The organism is Vibrio sp. MarTm2, assembly GCF_027587055.1.
GTDB classification, from domain to species: Bacteria; Pseudomonadota; Gammaproteobacteria; order Enterobacterales; family Vibrionaceae; genus Vibrio; species Vibrio sinaloensis_D.
In genome coordinates this window covers 156,173-182,143 of the sequence record NZ_JAPPTK010000003.1, presented here as the reverse complement: position 1 = coordinate 182,143, position 25,971 = coordinate 156,173, and the positions used below count along the sequence as shown (strand labels likewise).

Sequence of the window (25,971 nt, the reverse complement as noted above, 5' to 3'; positions counted from 1 at the left end):
CAATGTAAATCGTCCCAGTACTATGCTGGGGCGAATCAATCTGGTTTGTCGACTATTTAAAACACACGTCTGCCCAGCGGGCTAATCCAGCCGTGACGGAGCCAAAGTAGTTGCCGCTAACGACATCAATGCTCGGCAGGGTTTCTTGCACCGCACCGCGTAAGATGGGGGAGCGTGCTGAACCGCCAGTCATGAAGATCGCATCGGGTTTCACGCCGCCTTGCTCTACCGCCTCTTTGACCAACTCTGCCATTTTCTGTTTTGGCGTCTCGATCGCTTCGATCATGTCCTCAAAGCGAATATCCACCTCGAGCTGCTCAGACAGCAGTTGAATCACACCGTGATAGTGGGCGTGATCGGAAAGCGCAATTTTGGCTTCTTCCGCTTGGCGCACAAGGCGGTAGCCAAGTGTCTCATGGAATACTTCCAGTAGACGGGCGAGTTTTTCTGGCTCTTGTGCTTCTTTCTTCAGCTGCTTTAACGTCGCTAAGTTTGAACGAGAGTAAAAATCCGCTTGGGCATCGACACTGTTAATCGCAATCGGATTCCAAAACTGGATGGTTGGCATAACGATGTTTGCGGTGGTTTTACTGCCAAGACCAAATGGCGTCATCAGTTGTTTAAAGGCGAGGGCGATATCGAGATCGTTGCCCCCAACACGCTGGCCACTGTGCGCTAACAAGCTTTGCGTTCTGTCTGCTTTACCACGCCAGCTTGGTCCCATTTCGATCAGTGAGCAGTCTGTGGTACCGCCGCCAATATCCACCACCAGTACAGTTTTGTTGTCGTTTAACGAGGCTTCGTACTCAAGGCCAGCCGCGACAGGCTCAAATTGAAACTCGACATGTTTGAAGCCTGCGCGTGTAGCTGCCTTAAGCAGGATGCTTTCGGCTTGTCGGTTTGCGGCTTCGCTGTCGCGGCCATGGAAGTTTACAGGTCGCCCTATCACGGTTTCGGTGATGGTTTGCTGCGCATCCGCTTCGGCGTTGCGTTTGATGTTATCCATCATGGCGCAAACGAGATCCTCAAAGAAGCTGACCTGAACATCGCGCAGTCCAGAAGCCCCTAAGAACGACTTTGGCGACTTAACGTAATAGCTTTCGCTGGGATCTTGTAGGTAATGATCCAATGCAGCTTGGCCAAACGCGACCTCTTCGGCAATAAACTCGATGCCTTCTTCGCGATTGATGTTGATCGCGCGTCGAAGTACCTGCTCGCCCACTTTGTCGATGGGTTTAATTTCACGGTGCTTAAACAGATACTCAGCCACGGCTTCGCGGCTCGGCGCGGATAGGGTAGAAGGAATGTAAACGCTGTCGCCTTCTAGTTTGAGCAGCTTTGGCTCCCCTTGCTCCATTTTTGCAACTGAGCAATTTGCTGTCCCGTAGTCAAAGCCAATAAACATTCGAACCTCCTACCAATGAAAAAAGGTCGGCAATGCTACCTTAATGCGAAAATGAATGCCACTGGTGATTTGTTAAGCATGTCTATTGCGAACAACTTATAGTAGTCTAAGTGAATATGTGAATTTCTAATTTATTGATTGTATTGAACTAATAACCATAGTTTCACAAGAGGTGGTATGGATACCGAAAACGTCATGCTGGCATACAACCAGTACGAAAGGCAGCAATTTAATGCCCTAGGTGGAGAGAAGATAGATACACCGGAGCTGGTCCGTTTTGTCTCTCCCGAGCGATATGGCAGCTACATCGCTTATTTTTGTTTGACGGCAGAGAACGCGCAAGCGGTGATCGAGCGTGAAAAAGCGTTTTTTCAGCGGCAAGGAAAATGCTTTGAGTGGAAAACCTACCAGACTGATAAGCCCGATGATATTGCACAAAGACTGCTTAATAGTGGTTTCGAAAAAGCCGAGCAAGAATCGTTTATGGTGCTTGATCTGAGCACCATCACCGTAAAACCCGTTGATGAATCGCTGCTGACCGAAGTGCACGATGAGCAAGGCATACGCGATGCGATTCGTGTCCAAGAGCAAGTCTGGGGTGGCAATTTCGATTGGCAGTTCCAACATCTACTCAGCTTGAAGCAACAAACGCCCGACGCGATTTCCATTTATGTAGTCTACCACCAAGGTCAACCTGTCACTTCTGCATGGCTAACCTTTAATGGAGAAAGCCCATTCGCGGGAATCTGGGGTGGGAGCACCATTGAATCTGAACGTGGCAAAGGGTTTTACTCGCTTTTGCTCAACAAACGCATTGCTGAGGCCAAATCACGTGGCAAACAATACCTCACCATTGATGCGTCAGATATGAGTAAACCGATTGTCGAAAAATATGGGTTCCAATTTGTGACGAGCACAACTGGCTACGAGTTTAATGTGGGGTAGTGGGTATGGAAGTGATTGAAGCCAATGTCGAACTGGAAGCGGCGCTCCTTGATTATGCGATCGAATGTTGTGATTCCGGCATTGAGATGTACCAACGGGCAATCGCTGATCCAAAAGGGTATTTAGCCAGTCTTGTCGCGCGAAAAAGTGCAGATTGCGCCGAACTTCCAGAGGGTTGGCTCCCTAGCACCACTTATTATTGTGTTGAACATGGTCGAGTATTGGGAGCCATTCGTGTACGCGCCGGTACGAATGACTGGGTCGAAAATGTTATTGGCCATATCGGCTATGAAACACGGCCATCCGAACGTGGGAAAGGGGTAGCAAAATTTCTGCTCGCTTGGGTGGTAAAAAATGCAATTGAAAGCCGAGCCATCGTGACCTGTAACGTGGCGAATCTTGCTTCTCGCCGCGTGATTGAATCTTGTGGTGGAGAGTTCTTGGGTGAGTTTGATGGTGGCAGTGAAGGACACGTGCGTCGTTATGCGTTTTATCGAAACTGAGACAGTATGCATTGATGGTGAAAGAGGCGATCTTGGTCTCAGATACGTGCCATTTTAGATGTTAGGGTAGTACACATAGTAACCAGTTTATTCGGCAGAAATCAGCATTTTGCTATCACAACGAAAGGGGTAACTATGTTAGGTGAAGATCATTCATTACTCAGTGAGTTTCCAGAATTTAAGGAGACAATCCTTGCTCTAGCGAAAACAGACGATGTGTTTTTAACCGACATGAAAGCGTATGACGGGCTAGATAAGGAGATAAGAACGTTAGAGTTGAGAGACTCTCCGATCAGCGATGAAGACATGCATCAAATGAAACACGATAGGGCGATGCAAAAAGATAATCTTCACCAGCGTATTCTTAAAGCTCATCAGTAGCGACATGATTGAAGAAAAAAGAGCGATTCGTCGCTCTTTTTTTGTGGTTGCTAGCTACACGCGAACATTCAATCGAGGTGTAGCCCAGTTCACTGTTTTCCGGTTTGCGCTCGTGCTAGCATCAAGCCTTGATTTCGACTTAAGGTACAAACATGTCATCAGATCGTTACGGAACCAGCGCAAGTTACAAGCGCCAAGAAGCGGGTTACAGAGAGAAAGCGCTAAAGCTCTACCCTTGGGTATGCGGAAGCTGTGCACGAGAATTTGTTTACTCAAATCTGCGCGAGCTCACCGTTCATCATAAAGATCATGACCACACCAACAATCCAGAAGATGGCAGCAATTGGGAGCTACTGTGTCTTTACTGTCACGATCATGAGCACAGTAAATACCTAGAACATGAACGCTATGGCAGTGAAGTAAAGCCGGGTGAAGATGACCACCAGGGAGCGACGTACAATCCATTTGCGGATTTAGCCAACATGCTCAAAAAGTGATGATTGAGCAACCAACGTCAGTCTTGTGAGGTTGGTGCTCAACATTGTCGCTATAGAAGACTCAAACAAGCCTTTTCGACTTCCTTCCGTATTAGCGTTTTGCCAACCCTTTGCTGTGCAAGTACGGCAGAATATGAGGGCGAGACTCGCCCGCTAATTTTCCTGTGACTTCCTGTGACCAAGTACTTTGCTTCTGATTGCTAGAGCGATTCGCATAGTAGTCTTGCATCGTTTGGTCATAGGTTTTAATCGCCTCTAAATCGAGCGCTTGATATTGGTTTTCGTGCAAAATAACTTCGCTTGGTAGTCGCGGCTTTACCTCTGGTTTTTGGTCAGGGTGTCCTAAGCACATACCAAACAGAATCGCGGTATTGCTTGGTAAACCGAGCAGTTCATCCACATGCGCTGCATTGTTTCTTAGACCGCCAATATACACCCCGCCCAGTCCCATCGATTCTGCGGCCAGTAAGCAGTTTTGCGCCATAATGCCTGAATCCACCGCACCGATAAGCGTCAACTCGGTGAAATCTACCTGCACATCCGGTCTGATGGCCGAATGGCGTTGATAATCAATACAAAACACCAAGAACTCTGCCGCGCTTTCAACATACGCTTGGTTACCCGCGTATTGTGCCAGTAGCTTGCGTTTTTCTTTGTCGGTAACGCGGATGATTGACACAACCTGCAATAAGCTCGAAGAAGAGGCAGCTAAGCCCGCTTGAATGATGGTTTGTAACTGCTCACTTTCAATTGGATCTTGAGTGAACTTTCGAATGGAGCAATGGCTGAGAATGGTTTCAATGGTACTGTTCATGATGGCATGACGTCCTTGTTTTTGTTATTCGATAGGGTTACGAATTCACCATAACGGTATTTGCCAAACGCGTAAATCGAAAACCAATTTCAATCGTAATTTGCTGTTCGTTTTGGGGAGAAGTTTGCTGAGTGAATTGCGAAGTAAGGCGATTTCAAAGGCTCCTAAAAAGAGCCTTTGTTGTTTATTACGGTGTTTTATTTACGCTTGTTGCTTGAAGAATTGCGGAAGGTACTGCTTGTTCTCTTCTAGAATCTCGTCAACAAGTTGCTTTGCAGTTTGAACGTTAACCACTGTGCGATTTAGAGTGAGGGCATTGACCAAATCTTGTCTACTGCCTTCAAACCATGCGTCAACAACAAGCTTTTCGAAGCCTAGTTGGGTCTCAATCATCGCCTTTTGGAAGGTTGGGATTTTGCCTACAGAGTAAGGCTCTACACCGTGACTCATTACTGCTGCAGGTACTTCTACCATTGCATCTTCTTGTAGGTTGCTAATGACGCCGTTGTTCTGAACGATAACAAGATACTTCTCTCCCTTGTTGAACAATGCGGAAGCAGCAACGCGAACCATATAGATACCATGAACATCAGCATGTAAATTTTCGTAGGCAGTCGTACCACTGTCTACAATGCGCTGGCACATATCGAACACCGTCTTTTCACGGCCATTTATAACTTGTCTTGCCCTTGTGTTATTGATGTCTTCTTTTGCCACCATTTGCTCAGGATATAGGTAGTACTGAAGGTAAGTACTTGGCAAGAACTGAGGATTGTCTTCCAGCATCATCTTCATGTTCTTGAATGTTGTCTGCCAAGATTGGTCGTGAGCGATATCTACCGCACTGGCTTGTAGGCCTTTTTCTAGAATAATATCTTTAATTCTTTGAGTAAGATCTTCGCCTTCGCGGTTGTACACCTTTCTAAACCAGCCGTAGTGATTGAGTCCATAGTAGTCAGGAACCAAATCCCAAAGCTCACAATCGAGCATCTTGGCGTAGCTTTCCATGATCACACACGGCATGTCACAGATGTTTAAAATTTTCTTGTCGTTGGGAAGCGCTTGATTTAATGCTTCAGCGACGATAGCTGCAGGATTCGTGTAATTAAGAATCCAAGCATCGTGACTGTATTTTCGAATGTCATCAACTAGGTCGATCATATCGCCAATAGAGCGAAGACCATAAGCCATGCCTCCAGCTCCGCATGTTTCTTGGCCTACGCAGCCATGCGATAAAGCAATTTGTTCATCGCGCTCACGCATTTCTAGACCACCAGTTCGGATCTGAATGAAGAATATATCTGTGTCTACAAACGCTTCTTCGCGGTTAGTTGTGTAAATAAACTCCTCTACTTCTGGATACTTTTCTTTTAGAAGGATCGCGGTAGCTTCAGCGTTGAGTCTCTGTCTTTCGCCGTCGATATCGTAAAAACGAACCGATTTCAGCGGAAGATTCTCTTTTTCTGCAATCAAGCTCATCATCATACCTAGAGTATAAGTAGAGCCACCACCGATAATAGTTAGGTTTTGTCGTTTCATTTTGGAACCTTTTCTGGTTGCTATGTATATCATATGTACATACTATGTATACATATGGTGTACATGTCAACGAAAAAAAGTAATTAATGTCTATTTAATGTATGCTCTATGTATACAAACTAATATCGAGATACTATGAAACCTGTTTATTTAAAGATTGTTGATGATTTGGTAGGCAAAATTACGTCAGGAACTTATAAAGAAGGTGACATGCTGCCACCAGAAAATTCACTGCTTGAAACGTATGGGGTCAGTCGTATGACTGTGAGAAAGGCCCTTACGTTATTGGTGGAGCAAGATTTGCTTTACCGAGTAAAAGGACGGGGAACGTTTGTCAAAAAACACAAATCCGCAGTCCATGATGCTTTTTACCTCAGTGGTTTTTATGCTGAAGTTAAAGCTCAACGTAAAGAGCCTACGACTGAAATTATTACATTTGAGGTGCAAGAGCCCGATGCACTGGTCGCATCCAAGTTAGAGATTGATGAACATGATAAGGTTTACCATATCGAACGATTAAGATTGATTGATGGTGAGCCTGAAATGCTGGAACGCACATATCTACCTCTATCGTTGTTTTCTGATTTAACCGTAGATGCAATGCGCGGTTCAAAATATGAGTACATTGAAGCAAAGGGTTTGAAAATTGCGCAAAGCAAGCAAACAGTCATGCCTGAAATTGCAGACAAAAAAGTAAACAAGCTGCTAGGTGTGGAAGATGAGTCTCCACTGTTGAAGGTACTTTCTGTTGGTGAGTTCGATAATGGAACGGTTTTTGAGTATAGCGTTAACTACTTCAGACTGAACCAATACAGTTTCGAGTTCATCGCGAAGCGTCCGAATTAATACTAATCCAGATCCTAATAACCATATAAAGACTCAACCATGAATACCGCTTTGCTGGGAATGTTTATTCCAACTTTCTTTTTTGTTTCGATTACGCCGGGGATGTGCATGACGTTGGCGCTGACACTTGGCATGAGTGTGGGCTACAAACGCACGTTATGGATGATGGCCGGAGAGCTTGTTGGCGTAGGGCTGGTGGCGGTGGCTGCAGTACTCGGAATCGCCGCAGTGATGCTCAACTACCCTTGGCTGTTTGTCGCATTGAAGTTGATTGGCGGAGGATACCTGTTCTACTTGGGTGTTCAAATGTGGCGCTCGCGCGGCAAACTGGCGATTAACGTTGAACAACAAGACTCGGCGCCGCAAAGCGATTGGGACTTGGTCGTACAAGGGTTTGTTACTGCGATCGCCAACCCAAAAGGATGGGCATTTATGATCTCGCTGTTGCCGCCTTTTATCGACCAAAATGCGGCTCTTACGCCCCAGTTGATAGTCTTGGTGTCGATCATTTTGCTGTTTGAATTTATCTGCATGACACTTTACGCCACAGGCGGCAAAGGCTTAAAGCGTCTTCTTGGTCAATCTCAGAACGTGCGTTTAATGAACCGGATTGCTGGCACATTAATGATGGGCGTCGGTGTCTGGCTACTCGCCAGTTAAGCCATCAATCGAATCCAAGTGTTGGACAATAAAATCGATAAATGCGCGAATGTGAGGTTTCGGGTAGTGAGATGGCTTGTACAGCGCGTAGATTTCATCGCTGCGTTTCTCTCCATAAGAAACCTGCCATTGGGGCAAAATATTAATCAAGGTTCCCTGCTTTAGGTAGGGAGCGACCATCCAATCTGACAGCAGCAACACGCCGCTACCATGCAGTGCGCCTTGCAATATGGGCGAGCCACCTCTTGAGCTAAAATTGCCCGTGACTTGAACTTTGTGTCTCTCGTTTTCTCGGCTGAAATACCAATGACACTTTTGCCGCTGCTGGCTAATCAATAAACAATTGTGTCCACTCAGATCGTTTGGCTCGGTGATGGCTAGGTTCGCTTTTAGGTACTGAGGTGATGCGACTAATACGGTGCGGTTAGTGAGGAGTTTTCGTGCCTTTAACCGACTGTCTTTCGGCGTACCAATGCGAATGGCTAAATCGATGTTGTCACTATTTAAGTCGACCACATGGTTATCGAGTTCAAGCTCGATTTGAACTTTTGGATATTGGGCAAGAAACATTGGAATCAAAGGTGCTAGGAAGACATTACCAAAGCTCTCAAATGCTGAAATACGCAGTAATCCTTGGGGCTGGCTAGGTGATTGCTTCATTTGATTGACTAATGCATCCGCTTCTTCCACCAGAGATAAGGCTTGATGATGAAAGTAACGCCCTTCATCAGTTAGAACCAGTTGGCGGGTGCTGCGTTTAAACAGAGTCGTTTGCAGCTTTGCCTCTAGGTTGTCTATGTTTCGTGCCACCGAAGAAGGCGCCATGCTCAGTGCATTCGCCGCTTGAGAAAAGCTCCCCGATTCGACCACCTGATTGAACACTCTAATCAACTCAAACATGTCATGCCTCACCTTTGCGTTTTATGCAAAATTAAACTGCGCTTGGTTGGTATTCTGCAGATATTTGGATTGATGCACAATGAATTTGACTTCACAGAAATGAAAAGGAATGAAGATGAATTCACGAATTAATATTGCCAGTGTTGAACCTAAAGCGCTCAAAGCCATGTTGGAAGTGGAAGGCTACTTGGAGGGCGCGGAGTTACCTGCGTCATTAAAGAAACTGATTAAAGTTCGCGCATCGATGATCAATCAATGTGCCTACTGTATTGAGATGCATGTGGCAGAGGCGGACAACGTTGGCGTGTCTACGCAGAAATTATTCGCGTTAGCCGCATGGAGAGAATCCCCATTGTTTAACCCGCAAGAGCGCGCGGTGCTCGCCTTAACCGATGAAATGACGCAGATCGCGCAACACGGCGTTTCTGAGCAAGTGTATGACGCAGCTCTGTCTGAATTGGGAGAACCGCTTCTTGCTCAGGCGATGATGCAAGTCATCATGATCAACGCGTGGAATCGATTTGCAGTGGCGACCCAAATGACGCATGGCTAACCATAGCCGATCAATACTCTTTCCTATCCTCTCAGCCTAGCGTTCAAACGTTAGGCTTTTTGTGTCTTTCTTTTTCAGGCTACGGAGTTTTTGATTTTGTTATGATATAACATAACCTCAATTGGAAAGGAGAGCGCTGTGCGGAACGAGGAACTCATTGAAAGAGTAAAAGCCGAATGCAAGCAGCAAGGAAAGCAACTGACTGCCAAACGTCAGCTCGTTTTACATGCTTTATTGAAAGCCGATCAAGCGATGTCTGCTTATGAAATTGTTGATTATTGCCAACAAGAAATGGGGCATTCGATTCAAGCCATGTCGGTGTATCGGATTCTGGAGTTTCTAGAGGATCTGAAACTTGTGCATAAGATACAGGCTTCCAATAAGTTTATTGTTTGCGCGCATATTGAGTGCGAGCATGAACATGGCACACCCCAATTTTTCATCTGCTCAAAGTGCAACAAAATCAGCGAACAGATGGTCGATCCTTCTTTGATGTCTGGGTTGCAAAACCATGCTCGTCAACAAGGATTTACCGTGATCCAGCCCCAAATTGAAATCAACTGCGTGTGTGACGAGTGTTTGAAGTCTTCGTAGCCTTTCTCTCCTCTTTTCCGACCACGAACTCTAAACCTCAAGGAGAGCCGAATAGATCATGACATCGACATTGATTAAAAATGCCCGAATAGTAAATGAAGGAAGTGTACAACAAGCCGATCTTCGTATTGTGGATCAACGTATCGCAAAAATAGATGCGCATATTGAAGCTCAGGCAGGTGATACCATTGTAGACGCTGACGGCGCCTATTTATTGCCCGGAATGATTGATGATCAAGTTCACTTTAGAGAGCCTGGCTTAACCCATAAAGGCACCATTGCATCCGAATCTCGTGCGGCGGTTGCAGGTGGAATCACAAGCTTCATGGAAATGCCTAACGTTGCACCTGCTACGACGACGATTGAAGCGTTGGAAGACAAATTCGCCTTGGCAGCTGAAGCGGCTTATGCCAATTATTCGTTTTACTTAGGAGCGACAGAAGATAACTTAGCCGAAATTAAACGCCTCAATCCCAAATTGCACTGTGGTGTGAAAGTCTTTATGGGAGCATCCACTGGAAACCTTTTGGTTGAGTCACCAAAAGCGTTGGAAGATATTTTTCGTGAGTCGCCAGTGCTGATTGTGACTCACTGTGAAAGTGGCCCAGTTATCGCAAAAAATAGAGTGCGACGATTAATGGACAACGCGCCTCTTACCATTCATGACCATCCTATTCTCCGCGATGACGAAGCGTGTTACGCCTCTTCGTCGTACGCGGTTAGCTTAGCGAAAAAGTATTCAAGCCAACTTCATGTACTTCACATTACCACCGAAAAAGAGCTGGCTTTATTTGAAGCTGGCCCTGTTGAGGGGAAAAGTATTACCGCAGAAGCTTGTGTTCATCATTTGTGGTTTAGTGCCGATGACTACGCAGAGCGTGGCAATCGAATTAAGTGCAACCCAGCCATCAAGTACAACAGTGACCGAGCGGCACTTTTGAACGCGCTATCGACCGGACAAATTGATATTATCGCGACGGATCATGCGCCTCACACACTGGAAGAAAAACAGGTGGAGTACGATCAGGCGCCTGCTGGGTTACCTTTAGTTCAGCATGCGCTGCTGACTTTGTTGGATCATGTTCATCATGGCCGTATGACCATGGAACAAGTGGTTGAGAAAACCGCGCACAATCCAGCTATTCGCTATGCGATTCAAGATCGTGGTTTTATCCGCGAAGGGTACTATGCCGATCTCGTTCTGGTTGACCGTTCGACGACGACCGACGTTAGTGATGACAACGCCCTTTATCACTGTCAGTGGTCACCCTTTGCTGGTCATCAGTTTCACGCTGCCATTAAGCAAACATGGGTCAATGGGCACTTAATGTTTGTGGATGGAAACATCAACCAAGCGCCGGGTGCTGCAATGCGACTGAGTTTTAACCGATAGAGCGCGCCATCAATTAAATAGCCCGAGTCGTTGCTCGGGCTGTCTACACATAGGCACTATTTGACGACGATGGTTTTTTTCTCTGCTAATGCCATCGCAACATGAGATGAAGCGTAAGCACTTTCATTGATGAAGTGAGGGTAGATATCATGGTCTTTTTCCCAACAGATGTCATAACCAGAGAGTGTCGTCAGTAGTGGTTCGCCCGGTTTGACAACGTTGAAGTCTCTGCCACAAATGGTTGGGTGGACCAGAGCACTTCTCAGCCCGTCTTGCCCAAGTGGTATTGTCACCTCTTCAGTATAGAAATAGGCGTCGTAATTGCTGAGGCTATCTAGCTGCCCTAGATTGTATTTTTCTAGGTAATCCAATACAAAACTCAGCATCTTTTTCATGTTTTCCAGTACATCAGATTTTAAAGCGCCATGAGCCTGGGCTCCTACCTCGATCATGATCCCATACTTACCTGCCGTGCAAAGGTAGGGTTGATCCTGCCAGGTTTTCCTATCCTCAAACAGTATGTTTGCCTCCGGCATTCGCTGCTTAATGTAAGCCCCCATGTGTGTGTAAAATGGGTCTTGTGAGAGCAAAATGAGCGTTGCTCCCATATTGCTGGTGGTATTGTGAAGATCAATGACCAGTTGGTTGGCGTTTGTATCTAGGTTTGCTATCCATTGCTGAGCGACACCGTGTTCGTGTAAATCAAGTGGCATGCTCTGAGCGCGATCGGAAAAGCATCGATTGAGGTCGGTATCGACATAGCGAACATTCCGTTTTACCGCTTCAGGGTTAGCGATGATGCTTGATGACGAAAAGGTGGTTCGATTTGCATCGAACAAACGTTCATTGATGAGCTTCTGTAGATATATCCCTGAGAGTTCGTTGCCGTGTGTTCCGGCTACGAGTAAAACTTGATTCAATTGTGCCATGCCTTGCTGTTCCTTTGGATTTGTTCACTTACCTAACGCGTAAGCTGATCTACTTCTAAAGTTATGTTATAACATAACAAATGTTACATGCTTGGCCACCAGAAATGAAACACTTTAAAATTCTCGCCTCTGCTGTCGCGATTGCTGCGCTCTCCGTTGCGTTTTTAATTCCTACAGACGACCCCGAGCCTCTATCGTCACCGACAGAAATACAAATAACGCAAGCCCCAGCAACGGTGCCCACAGCCAATAGTGGAGAAGTTCGTGCGCACTATTTTGTTAAAGTCGGAGATACGCTCAGTGATATTTTTTCTGCTTGGGATATTCCCTACACCACGTTGCTAGAAGTGCTATCAGCCGATTCCGCCCATTTGCAACTCGATACCATTCAACCGGGAGATCACTTGGAATTCGTGTTTAAGGGAGAGCAGCGACAGCTAGACTCTTTGACTTATCATGTGAGTATGGTTGAGCATGCTACTTACTCTAGGGATAAAGCGAACCCAGAAACGTTTCAATATAAACTAGACGAGGAACCTAGCGAGTGGCGTGAGGTGCTTTATAGTGGAACCATTGATGGCAGTTTCTCTTTATCGGCGCATAGGATGGGGTTATCGGCCAGTCAAATCGCCAACATCACACGCGTGTTACGAGATAAGGTAAATTTTGCTCGATCGTTGAGAGCTGGTGATCGCTTCGATGTGCTTGTGAATCGTCAATATCTTGGTGATCACCCAACAGGAAATAGTGAAATTCAAGCGATTTCGTTTAACCTGTCGGGCAAAGAGGTCTCTGCATTTCTTGCTAAAGATGGACGCTTTTACGATCGAGATGGAAACAGCTTGGAACGAGCGTTTAATCGCTTTCCGGTTGATTCGCAATATCGTCGAATTACTTCGCCATTTAACCCGAAACGAAAGCACCCGGTGACAGGTCGAGTGACGCCACATAACGGAACGGACTTCGCCACGCCAGTTGGTGCCCCTATCTACTCTACCGGTGACGGCAAGGTTGTCGGAGTGCGAAATCACCCTTACGCGGGGAAGTATTTAGTCATTAAGCACAACAGCGTGTACACCACGCGTTACCTACATTTAAGCAAGTTCTTGGTTAAGAAAGGTCAAAGGGTAAAGCGCGGGCAAAAAATCGCCTTGTCTGGCGCGACGGGGCGACTAACTGGGCCACACTTGCACTTCGAGGTATTGGTGCGAAACCGAGCCGTGGATCCGATGAAAGCGGATTTACCTTTGGCGACATCCATATCACCGAACGATAAACCCGAATTTATCGCCCGTATTCACTTTTTTGATCAAAAAGTAGGGAATCAACATTCTGAAGTTAGCCAGCCATTACAAGGGGGATGATCTGCTGGTTTTATCGCTCAATTTCGCCCTGAAGTTGAGCGAGAAATCCTTTCATATAATCAGTACGTTTTTTCGCCTCTTGTTTTGCTGCCGGTGTGTTCATCATGGCTTCAAGTTTAAACAGCTTGTTATAGAAGTGGTCCACCGTGTAGCGTTTGTCATCCAACTCGCGCTGGTGACAAAATGGATCATCAACGTGATAAAGGCTAGAGCCAAAGCTAGCACTCACTTGCAAACATCGGGCAATTCCGACTGCGCCCAACGCATCCAATCGGTCTGCATCTTGAACGATCTGGGCTTCTAGCGTGGTTGGCGCAATATTAGCGCTATAACTGTGGGCGCAAATGGCGTGGTGAATCTCCGCTAGACATTGTTCCGGATAGCCAATGCTGTTCAAAAATTCCGTTGCTTTGTCGGCTGCCATAAGAGAGCTTTTAGCGCGATCAGGGTGATTCTTAGGGAAGGTAAAACAGTCATGCAAATAGGCGGCAGGAAGGACAATGTCAATTTTTGCGCCTTCCTGCTCACACAGTGCGCGTGCGGTTTTGACGACTCTAGCGACATGGCTAAGGTCATGTGCAGGGTCTTGGACCATCTCTTGGCTAATAAATGTCAAAAGCTGAGGTTCGAAGTGTTCGATTGTCGCCATCTTATTGTTCCATAAACGATTATGCAGAGATGGTATCACGACAACTTGTGGCAAGCTGTGTACAAGGTCCTAAAGTGGTGGCGAAGAGGATGGGCAAGTGGTCAGTAATCGAAGTTCGCCTCTTTAGCTCACCAAGGCTTTACTCTATAATTGCCGCGCTTTTATTTGGGTTACCCCTATTACCTTGGACAAATTATGATTTCAAAAAACCAACTTAAATTACTTCGAGCTCTTGGCCAAAAGAAACAGCGCAAAGCGCATGGTCTGTTTTTGGTGCAAGGTGAAAAGAACGTACTTGAGTTGGCTAATAGCTCGCTAACCGTTAAGCAGATTTTTGCTACGCAAGAGTTTCTCGCACAGAACCACAGCGAACTGAGCGGCTTTGAGTGCATCGAAGCGTCGCTTGATGATTTAACTAAAGCGAGCACACTGGTTAGCAACAATGCCGCGATTGCGGTGGTTGAAATTCCAAGTGTCGAAACACCAAAAGCACAGGGCTTAATGATTGCCTTAGATGGCGTGTCTGATCCAGGTAATCTAGGTACCATCATTCGAGTTGCTGATTGGTATGGCATTAAACACATTGTAGCGAGCACCGATTGTGCTGACCCATACAGCCCAAAAACCATCAGTGCGACAATGGGCAGCTTTGGCCGTGTGACAGTAAGCCAGCTTGACTTGCCAAGTTACCTAGAGCAATCCAACCTCCCTGTTTACGGCGCATTCTTAGAAGGCGAAAGCGTTCACAAAACCGCATTTGCTGCCGAGGGGATCTTGCTAATGGGCAGCGAATCGCACGGTATTCGCGAGCAAGCGGCTAAGTTTGTGACCGATAAGATCACGATTCCAGCCTTCGGCGGTGCAGAGTCACTAAATGTCGCGATGGCTACAGGCATTATTTTGGATAACTTGCGTCGCCAGCACAGTTAAGCCAAATCAAGATGTTAAAAAAGCGCAGTGATGACCAGTCACTGCGCTTTTTTTGTGCCTGCGGAAGTTCAATACGTCTTAGCTTGCCTTAATAACGATTTCTTGCCGTGTGAGAACCTTATACAGAATGCCACTCAAGCTACTTTTTAGATGTGGAAATTCTTACACAAATTGTTGCATGGCACTGTGGTGCACCGCGCTCTAGTCAGAAAAGATTAGATCGGTTTAGTGAATCTGATGATAGTTACGCGGCCTACTCAAAAATACACTTCTACTGTTTATTTATACAGCTATCATGTGTATGCTTCGAATGCAATAAAGGGAGATGTACATAATGGCAATAAAATACGAAGAGAAAGTTCCTAGCCCATCAGAGTTCTGCGAAATGCGAGTGAAGGCAGGTCTGTCTCCAAAATCGTTAAAGGCTGCCACTATTGCTTTGCCAAATAGCTTGTACGCTATCTCGGTTCGAGATGGTGACACGCTAGTTGCGATGGGGCGAGTAGTTGGAGACGGTGGATGTAACTTTGAAGTTGTGGATGTTGCAGTCGCTCCGGAGTATCAAGGCCAAGGGTCAGGTCGGAATGTTATGGAGCATATAGATAACTATTTATCGTCGGCAGCGCTTGAAGGCTCTTATGTTTCAATGATCGCAGATGAGCCAGTGTTTTACGAAAAACTAGGGTACAAGCTTGTTTCTCCATCCAGCCAAGGAATGACGAAGAAGTTTAAGCCACACGCATAACACACTGTTTAAGAATGATTCGCAACGCGTGGCTCTTTCAGTCTATCGTTGGGTTTCATGTTTATAAGGCAAGCGATAGCTTTGCTCACACCTTAATGCTGCGTTACATGTTTTCATCAATTCAGGAGTAATTTTATGTCTTACGCTCAGACTAGCTGTCTATGTGGTTCTGTAAAAATCACAGCAGAAAACATCAACCCTAACTTTACAGTTTGTCATTGTCAGTCATGTCGGACTTGGGGTGGGGCTCCATTTTTCGCAGTTAAATGTGGGACACAAGTGAAAATAGAGGGCGAAAACAAAGTTAAAATGTACAAGTCATCCTCTTGGGCTTCTCGTGGTTTCTGTGCAGAGTGCGGTACTCATTTGTTTTACAAGTTCAAAGAAACTGGTGAATACAATATGCCTGTAGGCTTATTTCCAAACTTGGAAGGTTTGAAAATGGACATGCAGTACTTTAGCGACATGCGTCCAAGTTACTACTGCTTTTCCAACGAAACTAAGGAAATGACGACAGCAGAAATCATGGCTTACTTTGCGGACAAGGTTTAACCAAACATATAACAAAGCGTTGCGTATAAGGAGAAGTTAAGTGGTAGAAAGGATGACTTACGAGGGGTTACCTCAAATCGCAGGGCCGTATGTTCATGCAGCAAAGCACAACAAAACACTTTATGTATCTGGGCTCACAGCTTATGGAACAGGTGCTCAAGCGTCTGGTTTGATAGAGCAGACGGAAGAGATTCTCGGACAACTCTCTGAAATCCTTAAGGTAGAAAAACGCTCAAAAAGTGACTTAGTCAAACTCACCATTTTCGTTCGCGACATGTCGATGCTAGGCAGTATTCGAGAGCTTCTATTTGATTTCTATGACGGTCACTTGCCCGCATGTTCTCTGGTAGAAGTGTCCAAACTGATTCATTCTGATTTGCAGATAGAAATCGAGGCCACCGTCGGCCTTTGAGTGCGTATACGATGAAGCGTTCAAGGGGGACGTTGAACGCTTGGTGTTGTTAGTTCAAATCTTGGCTGCTGTGTTTGTTTCGGCACAGCCAGAATTGGTGTTGTTGCGTTAATGCCCCCAAATCCCGCTTTAGGTTTTAGAGGAACGCATCTCTTGAATTTGCTTGAAGATATCTTCGGCTTCTGCGGTTAACTGAGAATACGTTCGTATGTCACCTCGCCTTTGAGCATGCATGGCTTGTTCAAGAAGCATGGAGTGGCGTTTTTTGAGTTTTTTGGCTGGGTTACTTTTAAAAAAAGAAAACATAACGGGCTCCGCTAATGATCGACGCTTTTGTTACGTAGAGCGAGTTATAAAGTTCATTCGAAGGCCACTTTCTAAACTCAACGACCAATATAAGTTGACTTGCAACGCTCGGTAAATGTGTTTTCACTCTGGTACAGTATTTGTAGTGGTTTGCTAAAATATGATGGTTACGTTGCAAGTCACTCTATCGGGTGTCTACACGCAATGGGAAAAGATGAAAAGGAGTTCGATAAATGGTGACTTGTTACCTCAGATATATCATTGATCCGTTGAAGGTTAATGAGTTTGAAGAGTACGCAAAAATGTGGATCCCACTCGTAGGGAAATTCGGTGGGCAACATCATGGTTACTTCTTACCTTCGGAAGGTGCGAATAATGTAGCCTTAGCTTTGTTTTCGTTTCCAAGCCTCGCAGCTTATGAGTCATATCGTAACGATTCATTTAAAGATAAAGAGTGTATTGCGGCTTTTCAATTTGCCGAAGACACGAATTGTATCCTTAGTTACGAACGTAGTTTTTTCAGACCAGTTCTCGACTAACTAAGCACACAACAAACAATTCAATCCGATTCATGACGCTTGGTATTCTCAGTGCGAATCGGCCGTGGTGTTTACGAAAAATGCCAGCAACCTTTTGGAGCGGTCGCTTAAACTGTCATTTCACTTAGCTTTTTTTCAATGGAGTGAATGGCTAATTGCACAGACTTTGGCATTGGGCCAGTGTAAGGGTGAACCGCATAAACGCTATTTTTCGCTAGATCATAATCTGGTTGATAGCGTTCAATGTTGGGATTCTTCAGCGCAATAAACTCTGGGATCAACCCTATCCCCAAGCCTTGTTCCACCATTAAAGCCACTTGATTAATGCTGTTCGCTTGATGGTGGGAAGAAAACTCCCAAGTGAGTAGCTCTTGAGTGACACAATGAGTGACATTGTGTTTGATGATACTCCCTTGCCACTGATTGGCTATATAGCGGCTCTCGATAGGTGTTGTTTGATTTGAATTCGCTTGGCACAGCCAGTCTTTGAACTCGCCAATTTTTTTCTGTTTGTAGTTACTGTCTGGTGAGCTACCGACTCGAATTGCCAAATCAATATCATTTTTCATCAGCGAGAGTTTATGGTCATCGGCGATGAGTTTGAGTGATACTTTTGGGAACGGCTTAAAGGCTTCAGATAGGGCAGGGATGAGCAAATGTTCCATCAAAGCATTGGGTGCGGTGATGGTGAGAGTGCCAGATGGCTCAGACGAAAAACGTCGGACGTCGTCCCATGCTAGAGACACAATATCGTTCATAGATACGCAGTGCGCATAGAACTTTTCCCCCGCAGGAGTGAGCGATTGTTGCCGCGTGGTTCGTTTGAGCAATACAAGCTCTAGACTGCTTTCCAGTTGCTTTAGATGAGTGCTTAAAACCGACTTAGACAATTCCAGTTTTTCTGCGGCCTTGGTGATAGAGCCTGCCTCTACGATCGTTTTAAAGATCAGCATCTGTTTATGTTTGTTCATATTGTTCGTTTTTCTTGAACTATGTTTTCTAATTATATTGTTTTTCAGGTTAATTAATACGCCTATATTGAGTTCATTCGAAAGATGACCCGATGGTTTCCAACTTATGACATACAAGTGAAGCGGTGAATTGGGTTTGACCAAACAGCAGAGAAGGTAAGGAAAATGAACGATTCAGTATTAGAAGCATGCCAAGCGGGTATTGAAGCTTGGAAAGTCGCCTTTAACAGCCAAAGTGCAAAAGGTTGTGCCGAGCAATACGCCGAAGGCACAACGATGGTGGCAAAACCATTTGGTATGTTTGAAGGCCGCGAACAAATTCAAGCATTTTGGCAAAACATTATCGATCAGGGCTTTTCAGAGGTTTCTTACCAAGAAACCACTTGGGAGAAAGTCGACGAGAAAAGCTACATTTTGGCTTCGAAATGGACGATGAATAAAGCGTTCGGTGTTGTCCATAAAGAAGTTTGGACGATGCAAGACGATGGCAAAGCACGCCTAACTTACGATGAATTCGAAGTACTGGGTGAAAGGTAGTCGCTAAACAGTGCAAGAACGAAAAGAGGGCTGACAATCACTGTCAGCCCTCTTTGTGTTTCTCGTTGTGTGCAGAATGGTGCTCGTTACTTCTCAAGCATGCCTAACTTATCAGGCACGCCATTCCATTTTTCTGCTTCATCCATCGCTGGTTTGACTTCGGTTTGGACAGGCCAAAGCTCTGCTAACTCTGCATTGAGTTCTACGTAGATTTTTTGGTCATCTGGCACTTCATCTTCTTGGAAGATCGCGTGGGCGTCACACTCATCAACACAAAGACCGCAATCAATACACTCGATTGGATTAATGACCATAAAGTTTGGCCCTTCATGGAATGCATCTGCCGGACATACAGCGACACAGTCAGTGTATTTACATTGGATACAGTTATCGGTTACGACAAACGCCATGATGGGTCTCTTATCTTTAGTCAAAATTAAGGAATGGGATAATACTCATCCCCTGCCAAAATTCAATATGTTTGATTTAGTATGACAGACAAATCAATTTCTCGTAAAATGCGCGCCATTGTGAGCTGACCGCCTCTCAAGCGGTTTTGGCTAAGACACCTATCTATACGAGACATCTACATGATACGTTTAAACGAAATCAAACTTCCTCTTGATCATGAGGAAGAGGCGCTGACTGCTGCCATCACCAAGAAACTTGGTATCTCTGAAGACCAAGTCATCTCTTACAATGTTTTTCGTCGTGGTTACGATGCTCGTAAGAAAGCCAATATTCTCCTTATCTACACGCTAGACGTGATCGTTGAAAACGAAGCTGCATTGTTAGAGCAGTTCGTGAGCGACCCGCACGTGAAAGAAACGCCAGACATGGAGTACAAGTTCGTCGCGAAAGCGCCTGAAAATCTGACAGAGCGTCCAGTGGTTATTGGCTTTGGTCCATGTGGTTTGTTTGCTGCGCTGATTCTTGCCCAAGCTGGCTTTAAACCTATCGTGGTTGAGCGTGGTAAAGAGGTGCGCGAGCGTACGAAAGATACCTTCGGCTTCTGGCGTAAGCGCACACTGAACACGGAATCAAACGTTCAGTTTGGTGAAGGTGGTGCAGGTACGTTCTCTGACGGTAAACTTTACAGCCAAGTCAAAGATCCAAACTTCTACGGTCGCAAAGTGATCACTGAGTTTGTTGAAGCAGGCGCACCAGAAGAAATTCTCTACGTAAGTAAGCCGCACATCGGTACGTTCAAACTGGTCACGATGATCGAGAAAATGCGCGCGAAAATCATCGAACTGGGTGGTGAAATCCGCTTTAGCACTCGCGTCGATGATATCCATATGGATGGCGATCAAATCACAGGTCTAACGCTGTCTAACGGCGAAGAGATCAAATCTCGTTACGTGGTACTTGCAGTTGGCCACAGTGCGCGTGATACGTTTAAAATGCTCCACGATCGCGGCGTGTACATGGAAGCAAAACCTTTCTCTGTTGGCTTCCGTATTGAACACAAACAAGCGATGATCGACGAAGCGCGTTTCGGACCAAATGCGGGTAACCCAATCTTGGGCGCGGCAGACTACAAATTGGTTCACCACTGTAAGAACGGTCGCACGGTATACAGCTTCTGTATGTGCCCAGGTGGTACGGTAGTGGCGGCAACGTCTGAAGAAAACCGTGTGGTAACAAACGGCATGAGCCAATACTCTCGCTCAGAGCGTAACGCCAACGCGGCTATCGTGGTTGGCATCGACCCAGAGCGTGACTACCCAGAGCATCCACTCGCAGGTATCGAGTTGCAGCGTAAACTTGAGTCAGGTGCCTACGTACTGGGCGGCGAAACGTACGATGCGCCAGCGCAGAAAGTGGGTGACTTCCTGAAAGGTCGCGATCCAAGTGAGTTAGGTGATGTGCAACCGTCTTTCACGCCGGGTATCCACCTAACGGACATCTCGAAAGCGCTACCGGATTTCGCAATCGAAGCGATTCGTGAAGCGATTCCTGCGTTCGATAAAAAGATCAAAGGCTTCGCCAGCGCCGATGCTCTGTTAACCGGTGTTGAAACTCGTACGTCTTCTCCTGTGTGCATAAAGCGTGGCAAAGACTACCAGAGTGTTAACCTGAAAGGTTTCTACCCTGCAGGTGAAGGTGCAGGTTACGCTGGTGGTATTTTGTCTGCGGGTATCGATGGCATTAAGGTGGCGGAAGCGCTATCTAAAGCTATGGTCGAAGACGCGGCGAACGCATAATCGTATTGAGACTATTAAAAAGGCCCACTAGCGAAAGCTGGTGGGCCTTTTTTTATGCATACTGAGTTTTATACCTTCAACATGAAGTGTTCGCTACCTCTGATAGTGGTATCACTATTAATTACTCGGTGATTCATACTTAGTGTTGTAAGTAGGCGTTAAGCATCCACATCAGTTTTTCTTGCTCACGGATGTAGTCACCCATCAATGCAGCGGTACCTTCATCCTCAGCATCCCCCGCGTTTTGCAGGATCTCACGCTGTTTTAGAAGTAAAACGCGAAAGCCTTGCACCAGACCTTGTACGCACTCCTCACCAGACGTCGCGTTTTGATGCTCTTTAATTTCACTGACTTCCAAGTAACTGCTAAAGGCATGTGCAGGAGTGTGTCCTAACGTCAGAATACGCTCTGCAAGTTCATCAATTTTTGTTTGTAGATCCGTGTAGATCTCTTCAAATTTCACATGGAGTTCGAAGAATTGTTGACCTTTAATGTTCCAGTGGTAGCCACGTGAATTCATGTACAACACTTGGTAATGCGCGAGTAGCTGATTGAGCTGCTGAGCTAGCTGTGCGGATTGTTCATGATCTAGACCAATTAAGCTTACCTGTTTGTTCATCATTTTGCTCCTCGGAGATGGTATCAATCTGCAGTAACGAGCCAATAGTTCAAGGTGATTGATACAAAGTTTAAAAAGTGTTTTGCAGTATTTGCTGCTGATGGAGACATACTACGATTCATCTTTGGAGAAGAAAATTTGGTTTTATCTATGACTTAAATAGTTAAATCCAATGAGAGAACGGGCAAGTGTCGCATTATTATCAAACAAAAAGCTTCATCGCAGTACTTTCTATTCAAAGCTCCAAGAGAATCCAACCCCGTAGCTTCCATAAGCATCACTATGATAGTAAGTCTTCATATTGCTATCGCCCAAATCATACTCCGTCACGTAACAATCTGTGCTGCCATGGCCTGCTGACATGTCACTGCCACTGAATGGCCGGCTGGTGGAACCGTAGCAGTCGTGTCCAGCAAACCCTTGTTGACCGGGTAGGCTAGATGGACTGTCGAGCTTACTCATCGAGTCGATCAGGTAATTATTGGCCTCGATGCTTTTTAACAACGCATCATCTGCCATTGCAGAGCAAGAGAACAAAATCATTAAGGTGCTCAAGGCGGAGTGTTTTAGTGACATAGGGACCTCAAATAATCAATGGTTGAGCTAAATTTGATTTATAAGGTAAATGTTGGTGCCGATTAAATCAATAAAAAATTATCGTAAAACGATAAGTTTTTATTGTTTATTTATGGTTTGGCCACTAATATACAGGTGAATTATTTGTTATGAGGCTGACTATGTCGCACCAATCCATTAGTACTTTTAGCCGTAAGTTGCTTATTTTGTTTTGGTTTTCTTTCTTTTTCGTCGCTGCACTGGATACCACTTTATGGTTTAGCGCCACCATGTTTAACGCGCAATGGTTCACCGCAGGCTTCCCTGTCGAGGTGGAGTTACCCTTGTCGGTCACTCGCTCATTGGTCGGGTATATCCCGAGTATGTTCTCTGCATTTTTGACAATGGCGATGCTGTGGCAGTTGATTGTGTTGTTCAGACTCTACGAGCAAGGCCAGATTTTTGAGCAGAAAAATGCGTGCTGTTACAAGAAACTGAGTTACTTATTGATCGCAACTCCTTTTATTGGTGCGTTGAGTGACCTACTGCTTAGCCTCGCTTTATCGTACAATGGCGAGTCTTGGTACTTTTCGGTACAAGTCGATGACGTGGACATCACAATGATGGTAATCGGTTTTATTGTCCGTGTTATCGCGGTGGTAATGGAAAGAGCAGCAGAACTTCAAGAAGAAAGTGAGCTGACGATTTAACGGAACAAATATGGCGATTGTAATCAATCTTGACGTAATGTTAGCCAAACGGAAAATGCGCTCAAATGAGTTAGCAAAACGGGTGGGCATTACCGAGCAAAACTTGTCGATACTGAAAAACGGGCGTGCGAAAGCGGTAAAGCTGGCGACGCTGGAAGCTATCTGCAAGCATCTCGATTGCCAACCCGGGGATATTTTGGAATATGTGCCAAACAGTGAAGAGATAGAATCTCTCTAATTGGTGATGATTCCATTGATAACACAAGGCCAGAGTCAGACTCTGGCCTTGTGTTTTTTGGGCTATACCATTTGGTGTTAAAGCTGCTCCATAATCTGCGAGATCTCGTGTTGCCACTGTTTCTGCATCGCTGGTTTTTGATGCTTGGGTTTTCGCCCTAGATCCGTTTCCAGCAAGGTTTCCAGCTCTAACAGCCTTTCCAGCATTTGCTCTTCGGATTGCTCATCAGACGCGGTGTTTGTTTCCATCGACATTAGTTCATTGTAATGATGCGATATGGCAGATTTGGGAGCAGCATCAGTCACGCGTTGATACACCTCTTCTGCGCTTAAATACTCCGTCAGTAAGCCATTTTCAATAAACCAGAATCGATTACAGCTTTGCTCTATTAGGCTTCGGTCGTGACTCACCAATAAGGCGGCACCTTCGAAGTTTTGCAGAGTTTCAATCAGCTCTTCTTTGCCTTCCATATCCAAATGGTTGGTCGGTTCATCTAAAAACAACATGTGATAGCGAGCGAGGGTTAAGCCCACAAACAGCAGCCTTGCTCGCTCTCCACCACTTAGACTGACAACTTTCTGTTCGTGTCTTGTGTACTCGAATCCTGCACCAATTAGCGAACGTTTTGCCTGTTCACTGCTGATGCTGGCAAACGACTGCAACGCATCCGTGATGGAGTGAGCATCGTCGAGTTGCCTTAGAGATTGATCGTAGTAACCCAAGCGACAACGATCGTGGAAAGTCACACTCTCATGTCGGTTGCCTAGGTCGGTTTGGATGGCTTCATACTGACGATAAAGCAGGTTTAATAAAGTCGATTTACCGCAACCATTACTGCCGAGAACGGCAATTCGGTCGCCACTTTTCACGCGCATTTCTGCCATATCAAACAAGTGATAATCACTGTTTGGTGGCGTAACCGAGAAAGGCAAAACCTCTAACAGTCGATTTGCTGGCATCGACTCACCTTGAAGTTGTAGCGCCCACGGTGTGCCTTCTGTCAGTTCGGTTTGTTCTTCCTCTAAACGTTCTTTGCGCGCAAACATGGTCTTGGCTTTTCGAGCAAGATCTTCGTTGTCGTAGACTTTGCCCCAAGTGGCTAAACGCTTGGCGCTTTTTTCGATTCGGTCGATCTCTTTCTGCTCGCTGGCATGGCGAAGTTGATCTGTTTCATCTTTCTCTTTCAATGCTTGTCTTGCTTGAGAACAAGGCAGAGATAAATGATGCAAAGAGCGATCTCGCATGACCCAAGTGGTGTTGGTGACGCGATCGAGTAAGGTTTGATCGTGAGATACCAATACGAATGAGCCTTTCCAGTTTGATAGGAATTGCTCTAACCAAAGGAGCGATGGCAAGTCCAAGTGGTTACTCGGTTCATCCAGAAGCAGTAAGTCAGGTTGATGGATAATCGCACGTGCAAGCAGCAGTCGCATTTGCTGACCTCCGCTACAATTCTCAACCGGCATGTGTCGTTCTTTGTTTGAAAATCCGAGTTCATCCAATAAGAGCTCGGCGCGCCAAACCTCATCATCGGATAAGGATTCCGCTAACGCGTCCAATACGGAATGTGTACTTAAAGACTTAGGTAAATGCTGCTCAACATAACGCATCAAACATGAACTGGCTTTGGCAACCGTGCCTTGGCTTGGTTCAAATTGACCGCTAAGCAGTTTGAGTAGGGAGCTTTTACCACAGCCGTTATGACCGATAAGACCAATTTTGTCGCCACGATGAATCGTAAACGTTAGATCTTTGAAGATTGGTGTTGCTGTGTGAGAAAGGGTTAATGATTGTGCAGTTAAAAAAGTACTCATAGTGTTCTCAAGAATTTTGGGCGTAAGACGCCGTTGTCATAGCTGACAATAATTCTTCGAGCTTGAGGGAAAGTACTCGGGTGACGTGTTTTCGTCGAAAGGTAATTATTCGCTCAAGTCGAGATTATCGCAGCGCGAAATCTGAAACTCTTGAGCGGTCCTTCATGCCATAAAAACGTGGGTTGATTGAACACCACAAAGACATAAATTCCTCCTTAATTTCGTTGTAAGCGTTGCCACTTTTGGTTGATAGATGCACTAGATTCTAACCCTAAAAGTGGCAATGTACAGATAGCTTGATGAAAAAATGATGAGAGGATCACCAAGGTATCACGTGCTTTTAGCGATATAAGCTGAACTTCTTGGTCAATTCTCGAAGAGTTTCAGTCTCGCCGAACAAACAAATGCCCAAATATTCTAGCTCTGCTTCTGATGTGTTTTTGGTGGTTTGCTGTTGTACTTCAGAGCCGCCTTCTACCATGGTGTGAGTAAAATCAGAGAATGGGATACTTTTGTCGAGTGCTTCTTGGCGAAGTTTTCTGATTTTGTTGGAGTTATCCGCTCTCAAGACGATAAATGGATAGTGAGAGATATTGGGATGAACATTGCCGTCGAGATCGTGATAATCGGTATAGACTGCGTCGCCATCAGAAAGTTGATCCGCAAGGCTTACGCTCAAGTGTCCTAATACGTTTACGGCGCGTCCCACTTCAACTTTTTTACTGATTACAGCAACAAATCGTTTTTGGTTTTCGTCGGGAAGTTGATTCATGGAGGACCTCGTTTTTCTATTGATCTGACGATTGTTTAACTGTCTCCATTGTATTTCCTCGCACGCGCAATTTTGTTTCTAACATTGCTGTC

The 25,971-nt window shown here is 45.5% G+C and carries 32 protein-coding genes; 19 read left to right on the top strand and 13 right to left on the bottom strand.

Going from position 1 to position 25,971, the window contains the following annotated elements; translation table 11 throughout:
* Positions 1 to 52: 52 nt before the first annotated feature.
* Complete coding sequence (gene yegD / locus OH458_RS08380) at positions 53 to 1,405, bottom strand: molecular chaperone (protein WP_269977970.1); 1,353 nt, start codon at positions 1,403 to 1,405, stop codon at positions 53 to 55.
* Between the two features lie 177 nt (positions 1,406 to 1,582).
* Here yegD and OH458_RS08375 point away from each other — a divergent pair, with 177 nt between their 5' ends.
* The 4 genes from OH458_RS08375 to OH458_RS08360 all read left to right on the top strand — a co-directional run bounded on the left by OH458_RS08375 (position 1,583) and on the right by OH458_RS08360 (position 3,731).
* On the top strand, positions 1,583 to 2,350 hold the full coding sequence (locus OH458_RS08375) for a GNAT family N-acetyltransferase (RefSeq protein WP_269977969.1): 768 nt from the start codon (positions 1,583 to 1,585) through the stop codon (positions 2,348 to 2,350).
* Between the two features lie 5 nt (positions 2,351 to 2,355).
* Positions 2,356 to 2,853 carry a GNAT family N-acetyltransferase gene (locus OH458_RS08370; RefSeq protein WP_269977968.1) on the top strand — a complete coding sequence of 166 codons (498 nt, stop codon included), beginning with the start codon at positions 2,356 to 2,358 and terminating at the stop codon, positions 2,851 to 2,853.
* A gap of 135 nt (positions 2,854 to 2,988) precedes the next feature.
* Positions 2,989 to 3,234: a YdcH family protein gene (locus tag OH458_RS08365; protein WP_269977967.1), complete on the top strand. Its 246-nt coding sequence runs from the start codon at positions 2,989 to 2,991 to the stop codon at positions 3,232 to 3,234.
* Positions 3,235 to 3,386: 152 nt separating this feature from the next.
* Positions 3,387 to 3,731: a YajD family HNH nuclease gene (locus tag OH458_RS08360; protein ID WP_038188024.1), complete on the top strand. Its 345-nt coding sequence runs from the start codon at positions 3,387 to 3,389 to the stop codon at positions 3,729 to 3,731.
* 91 nt (positions 3,732 to 3,822) lie between these two features.
* Here the strand turns inward: OH458_RS08360 and nfsA are convergent, their stop codons facing one another.
* Together nfsA and OH458_RS08350 are read right to left on the bottom strand one after the other, a co-directional pair.
* Positions 3,823 to 4,545 (bottom strand): oxygen-insensitive NADPH nitroreductase, encoded by a 723-nt coding sequence (gene nfsA, locus OH458_RS08355; protein ID WP_269977966.1) that lies wholly within the window; start codon positions 4,543 to 4,545, stop codon positions 3,823 to 3,825.
* A 201-nt stretch (positions 4,546 to 4,746) separates the two neighbouring features.
* Positions 4,747 to 6,084: a family 4 glycosyl hydrolase gene (locus OH458_RS08350; RefSeq protein WP_269977965.1), complete on the bottom strand. Its 1,338-nt coding sequence runs from the start codon at positions 6,082 to 6,084 to the stop codon at positions 4,747 to 4,749.
* A 135-nt stretch (positions 6,085 to 6,219) separates the two neighbouring features.
* Between OH458_RS08350 and OH458_RS08345 the strand changes: the two genes are divergently transcribed.
* Positions 6,220 to 6,930 carry a GntR family transcriptional regulator gene (locus OH458_RS08345; RefSeq protein WP_269977964.1) on the top strand — a complete coding sequence of 237 codons (711 nt, stop codon included), beginning with the start codon at positions 6,220 to 6,222 and terminating at the stop codon, positions 6,928 to 6,930.
* Positions 6,931 to 6,969: 39 nt separating this feature from the next.
* Complete coding sequence (locus OH458_RS08340) at positions 6,970 to 7,590, top strand: LysE family translocator (protein ID WP_038135482.1); 621 nt, start codon at positions 6,970 to 6,972, stop codon at positions 7,588 to 7,590.
* Here OH458_RS08340 and OH458_RS08335 read toward each other — a convergent pair.
* A complete protein-coding gene (locus OH458_RS08335) occupies positions 7,576 to 8,490 on the bottom strand; it encodes a LysR family transcriptional regulator (protein ID WP_269977963.1) in 915 nt (304 codons plus the stop codon). The genes OH458_RS08340 and OH458_RS08335 overlap by 15 nt on opposite strands.
* Before the next feature lie 115 nt (positions 8,491 to 8,605).
* Between OH458_RS08335 and OH458_RS08330 the strand changes: the two genes are divergently transcribed.
* The 3 genes from OH458_RS08330 to OH458_RS08320 all read left to right on the top strand — a co-directional run bounded on the left by OH458_RS08330 (position 8,606) and on the right by OH458_RS08320 (position 11,030).
* A complete protein-coding gene (locus tag OH458_RS08330) occupies positions 8,606 to 9,043 on the top strand; it encodes a carboxymuconolactone decarboxylase family protein (protein ID WP_269977962.1) in 438 nt (145 codons plus the stop codon).
* Positions 9,044 to 9,181: 138 nt separating this feature from the next.
* Positions 9,182 to 9,637, top strand: a complete 456-nt coding sequence (locus tag OH458_RS08325) for a Fur family transcriptional regulator (RefSeq protein WP_269977961.1) — start codon at positions 9,182 to 9,184, stop codon at positions 9,635 to 9,637.
* 58 nt (positions 9,638 to 9,695) lie between these two features.
* Positions 9,696 to 11,030: a dihydroorotase gene (locus OH458_RS08320; protein ID WP_269977960.1), complete on the top strand. Its 1,335-nt coding sequence runs from the start codon at positions 9,696 to 9,698 to the stop codon at positions 11,028 to 11,030.
* A 56-nt stretch (positions 11,031 to 11,086) separates the two neighbouring features.
* On the opposite strand, the gene OH458_RS08315 is transcribed toward OH458_RS08320, so the two are convergent.
* Entirely contained in the window at positions 11,087 to 11,959 is an 873-nt protein-coding gene (locus OH458_RS08315; protein WP_269977959.1) for an aspartoacylase, read from the bottom strand.
* A 104-nt stretch (positions 11,960 to 12,063) separates the two neighbouring features.
* On the opposite strand from OH458_RS08315, the gene OH458_RS08310 reads away from it, so the two are divergent.
* Positions 12,064 to 13,323 (top strand): peptidoglycan DD-metalloendopeptidase family protein, encoded by a 1,260-nt coding sequence (locus OH458_RS08310; protein WP_269977958.1) that lies wholly within the window; start codon positions 12,064 to 12,066, stop codon positions 13,321 to 13,323.
* 10 nt (positions 13,324 to 13,333) lie between these two features.
* On the opposite strand, the gene OH458_RS08305 is transcribed toward OH458_RS08310, so the two are convergent.
* A complete protein-coding gene (locus OH458_RS08305; protein WP_269977957.1) occupies positions 13,334 to 13,972 on the bottom strand; it encodes an HD domain-containing protein in 639 nt (212 codons plus the stop codon).
* Between the two features lie 195 nt (positions 13,973 to 14,167).
* On the opposite strand from OH458_RS08305, the gene OH458_RS08300 reads away from it, so the two are divergent.
* The 4 genes from OH458_RS08300 to OH458_RS08285 all read left to right on the top strand — a co-directional run bounded on the left by OH458_RS08300 (position 14,168) and on the right by OH458_RS08285 (position 16,611).
* Positions 14,168 to 14,902, top strand: a complete 735-nt coding sequence (locus OH458_RS08300; protein WP_269977956.1) for an RNA methyltransferase — start codon at positions 14,168 to 14,170, stop codon at positions 14,900 to 14,902.
* 334 nt (positions 14,903 to 15,236) lie between these two features.
* Positions 15,237 to 15,647, top strand: coding sequence for a GNAT family N-acetyltransferase (locus OH458_RS08295; protein ID WP_269977955.1), 411 nt, complete (start codon positions 15,237 to 15,239; stop codon positions 15,645 to 15,647).
* A 135-nt stretch (positions 15,648 to 15,782) separates the two neighbouring features.
* Entirely contained in the window at positions 15,783 to 16,199 is a 417-nt protein-coding gene (locus OH458_RS08290; protein WP_038212173.1) for a GFA family protein, read from the top strand.
* A 40-nt stretch (positions 16,200 to 16,239) separates the two neighbouring features.
* Complete coding sequence (locus OH458_RS08285; RefSeq protein WP_269977954.1) at positions 16,240 to 16,611, top strand: RidA family protein; 372 nt, start codon at positions 16,240 to 16,242, stop codon at positions 16,609 to 16,611.
* 129 nt (positions 16,612 to 16,740) lie between these two features.
* Here OH458_RS08285 and OH458_RS08280 read toward each other — a convergent pair whose 3' ends face one another.
* On the bottom strand, positions 16,741 to 16,917 hold the full coding sequence (locus OH458_RS08280; protein WP_269977953.1) for a DUF6435 family protein: 177 nt from the start codon (positions 16,915 to 16,917) through the stop codon (positions 16,741 to 16,743).
* Positions 16,918 to 17,150: 233 nt separating this feature from the next.
* On the opposite strand from OH458_RS08280, the gene OH458_RS08275 reads away from it, so the two are divergent.
* The gene (locus OH458_RS08275) at positions 17,151 to 17,456 is read left to right on the top strand and encodes an NIPSNAP family protein (protein ID WP_269977952.1); all 306 of its coding nucleotides are present in this window, start codon (positions 17,151 to 17,153) and stop codon (positions 17,454 to 17,456) included.
* Between the two features lie 107 nt (positions 17,457 to 17,563).
* Here the strand turns inward: OH458_RS08275 and OH458_RS08270 are convergent, their stop codons facing one another.
* The gene (locus OH458_RS08270) at positions 17,564 to 18,427 is read right to left on the bottom strand and encodes a LysR family transcriptional regulator (RefSeq protein ID WP_269977951.1); all 864 of its coding nucleotides are present in this window, start codon (positions 18,425 to 18,427) and stop codon (positions 17,564 to 17,566) included.
* Between the two features lie 165 nt (positions 18,428 to 18,592).
* Between OH458_RS08270 and OH458_RS08265 the strand changes: the two genes are divergently transcribed.
* Complete coding sequence (locus tag OH458_RS08265) at positions 18,593 to 18,964, top strand: isochorismatase (RefSeq protein ID WP_269977950.1); 372 nt, start codon at positions 18,593 to 18,595, stop codon at positions 18,962 to 18,964.
* Between the two features lie 86 nt (positions 18,965 to 19,050).
* Here the strand turns inward: OH458_RS08265 and fdxA are convergent, their stop codons facing one another.
* Positions 19,051 to 19,374: a ferredoxin FdxA gene (gene fdxA, locus OH458_RS08260; RefSeq protein WP_269977949.1), complete on the bottom strand. Its 324-nt coding sequence runs from the start codon at positions 19,372 to 19,374 to the stop codon at positions 19,051 to 19,053.
* 180 nt (positions 19,375 to 19,554) lie between these two features.
* Between fdxA and OH458_RS08255 the strand changes: the two genes are divergently transcribed.
* Positions 19,555 to 21,171 (top strand): NAD(P)/FAD-dependent oxidoreductase, encoded by a 1,617-nt coding sequence (locus tag OH458_RS08255; RefSeq protein WP_269977948.1) that lies wholly within the window; start codon positions 19,555 to 19,557, stop codon positions 21,169 to 21,171.
* A gap of 139 nt (positions 21,172 to 21,310) precedes the next feature.
* On the opposite strand, the gene OH458_RS08250 is transcribed toward OH458_RS08255, so the two are convergent.
* Positions 21,311 to 21,790 carry a Dps family protein gene (locus OH458_RS08250; RefSeq protein WP_269977947.1) on the bottom strand — a complete coding sequence of 160 codons (480 nt, stop codon included), beginning with the start codon at positions 21,788 to 21,790 and terminating at the stop codon, positions 21,311 to 21,313.
* Between the two features lie 231 nt (positions 21,791 to 22,021).
* Complete coding sequence (locus OH458_RS08245) at positions 22,022 to 22,366, bottom strand: hypothetical protein (protein WP_269977946.1); 345 nt, start codon at positions 22,364 to 22,366, stop codon at positions 22,022 to 22,024.
* A gap of 161 nt (positions 22,367 to 22,527) precedes the next feature.
* Between OH458_RS08245 and OH458_RS08240 the strand changes: the two genes are divergently transcribed.
* Together OH458_RS08240 and OH458_RS08235 are read left to right on the top strand one after the other, a co-directional pair.
* A complete protein-coding gene (locus OH458_RS08240; protein ID WP_039624870.1) occupies positions 22,528 to 23,055 on the top strand; it encodes a DUF2975 domain-containing protein in 528 nt (175 codons plus the stop codon).
* 10 nt (positions 23,056 to 23,065) lie between these two features.
* On the top strand, positions 23,066 to 23,293 hold the full coding sequence (locus OH458_RS08235) for a helix-turn-helix domain-containing protein (RefSeq protein ID WP_269977945.1): 228 nt from the start codon (positions 23,066 to 23,068) through the stop codon (positions 23,291 to 23,293).
* A gap of 77 nt (positions 23,294 to 23,370) precedes the next feature.
* Here the strand turns inward: OH458_RS08235 and OH458_RS08230 are convergent, their stop codons facing one another.
* Both OH458_RS08230 and OH458_RS08225 read right to left on the bottom strand, forming a co-directional pair.
* Complete coding sequence (locus OH458_RS08230; RefSeq protein ID WP_269977944.1) at positions 23,371 to 25,107, bottom strand: ABC-F family ATP-binding cassette domain-containing protein; 1,737 nt, start codon at positions 25,105 to 25,107, stop codon at positions 23,371 to 23,373.
* A gap of 340 nt (positions 25,108 to 25,447) precedes the next feature.
* Positions 25,448 to 25,879, bottom strand: coding sequence for a DUF2000 domain-containing protein (locus OH458_RS08225; protein ID WP_269977943.1), 432 nt, complete (start codon positions 25,877 to 25,879; stop codon positions 25,448 to 25,450).
* Positions 25,880 to 25,971: the final 92 nt, after the last annotated feature.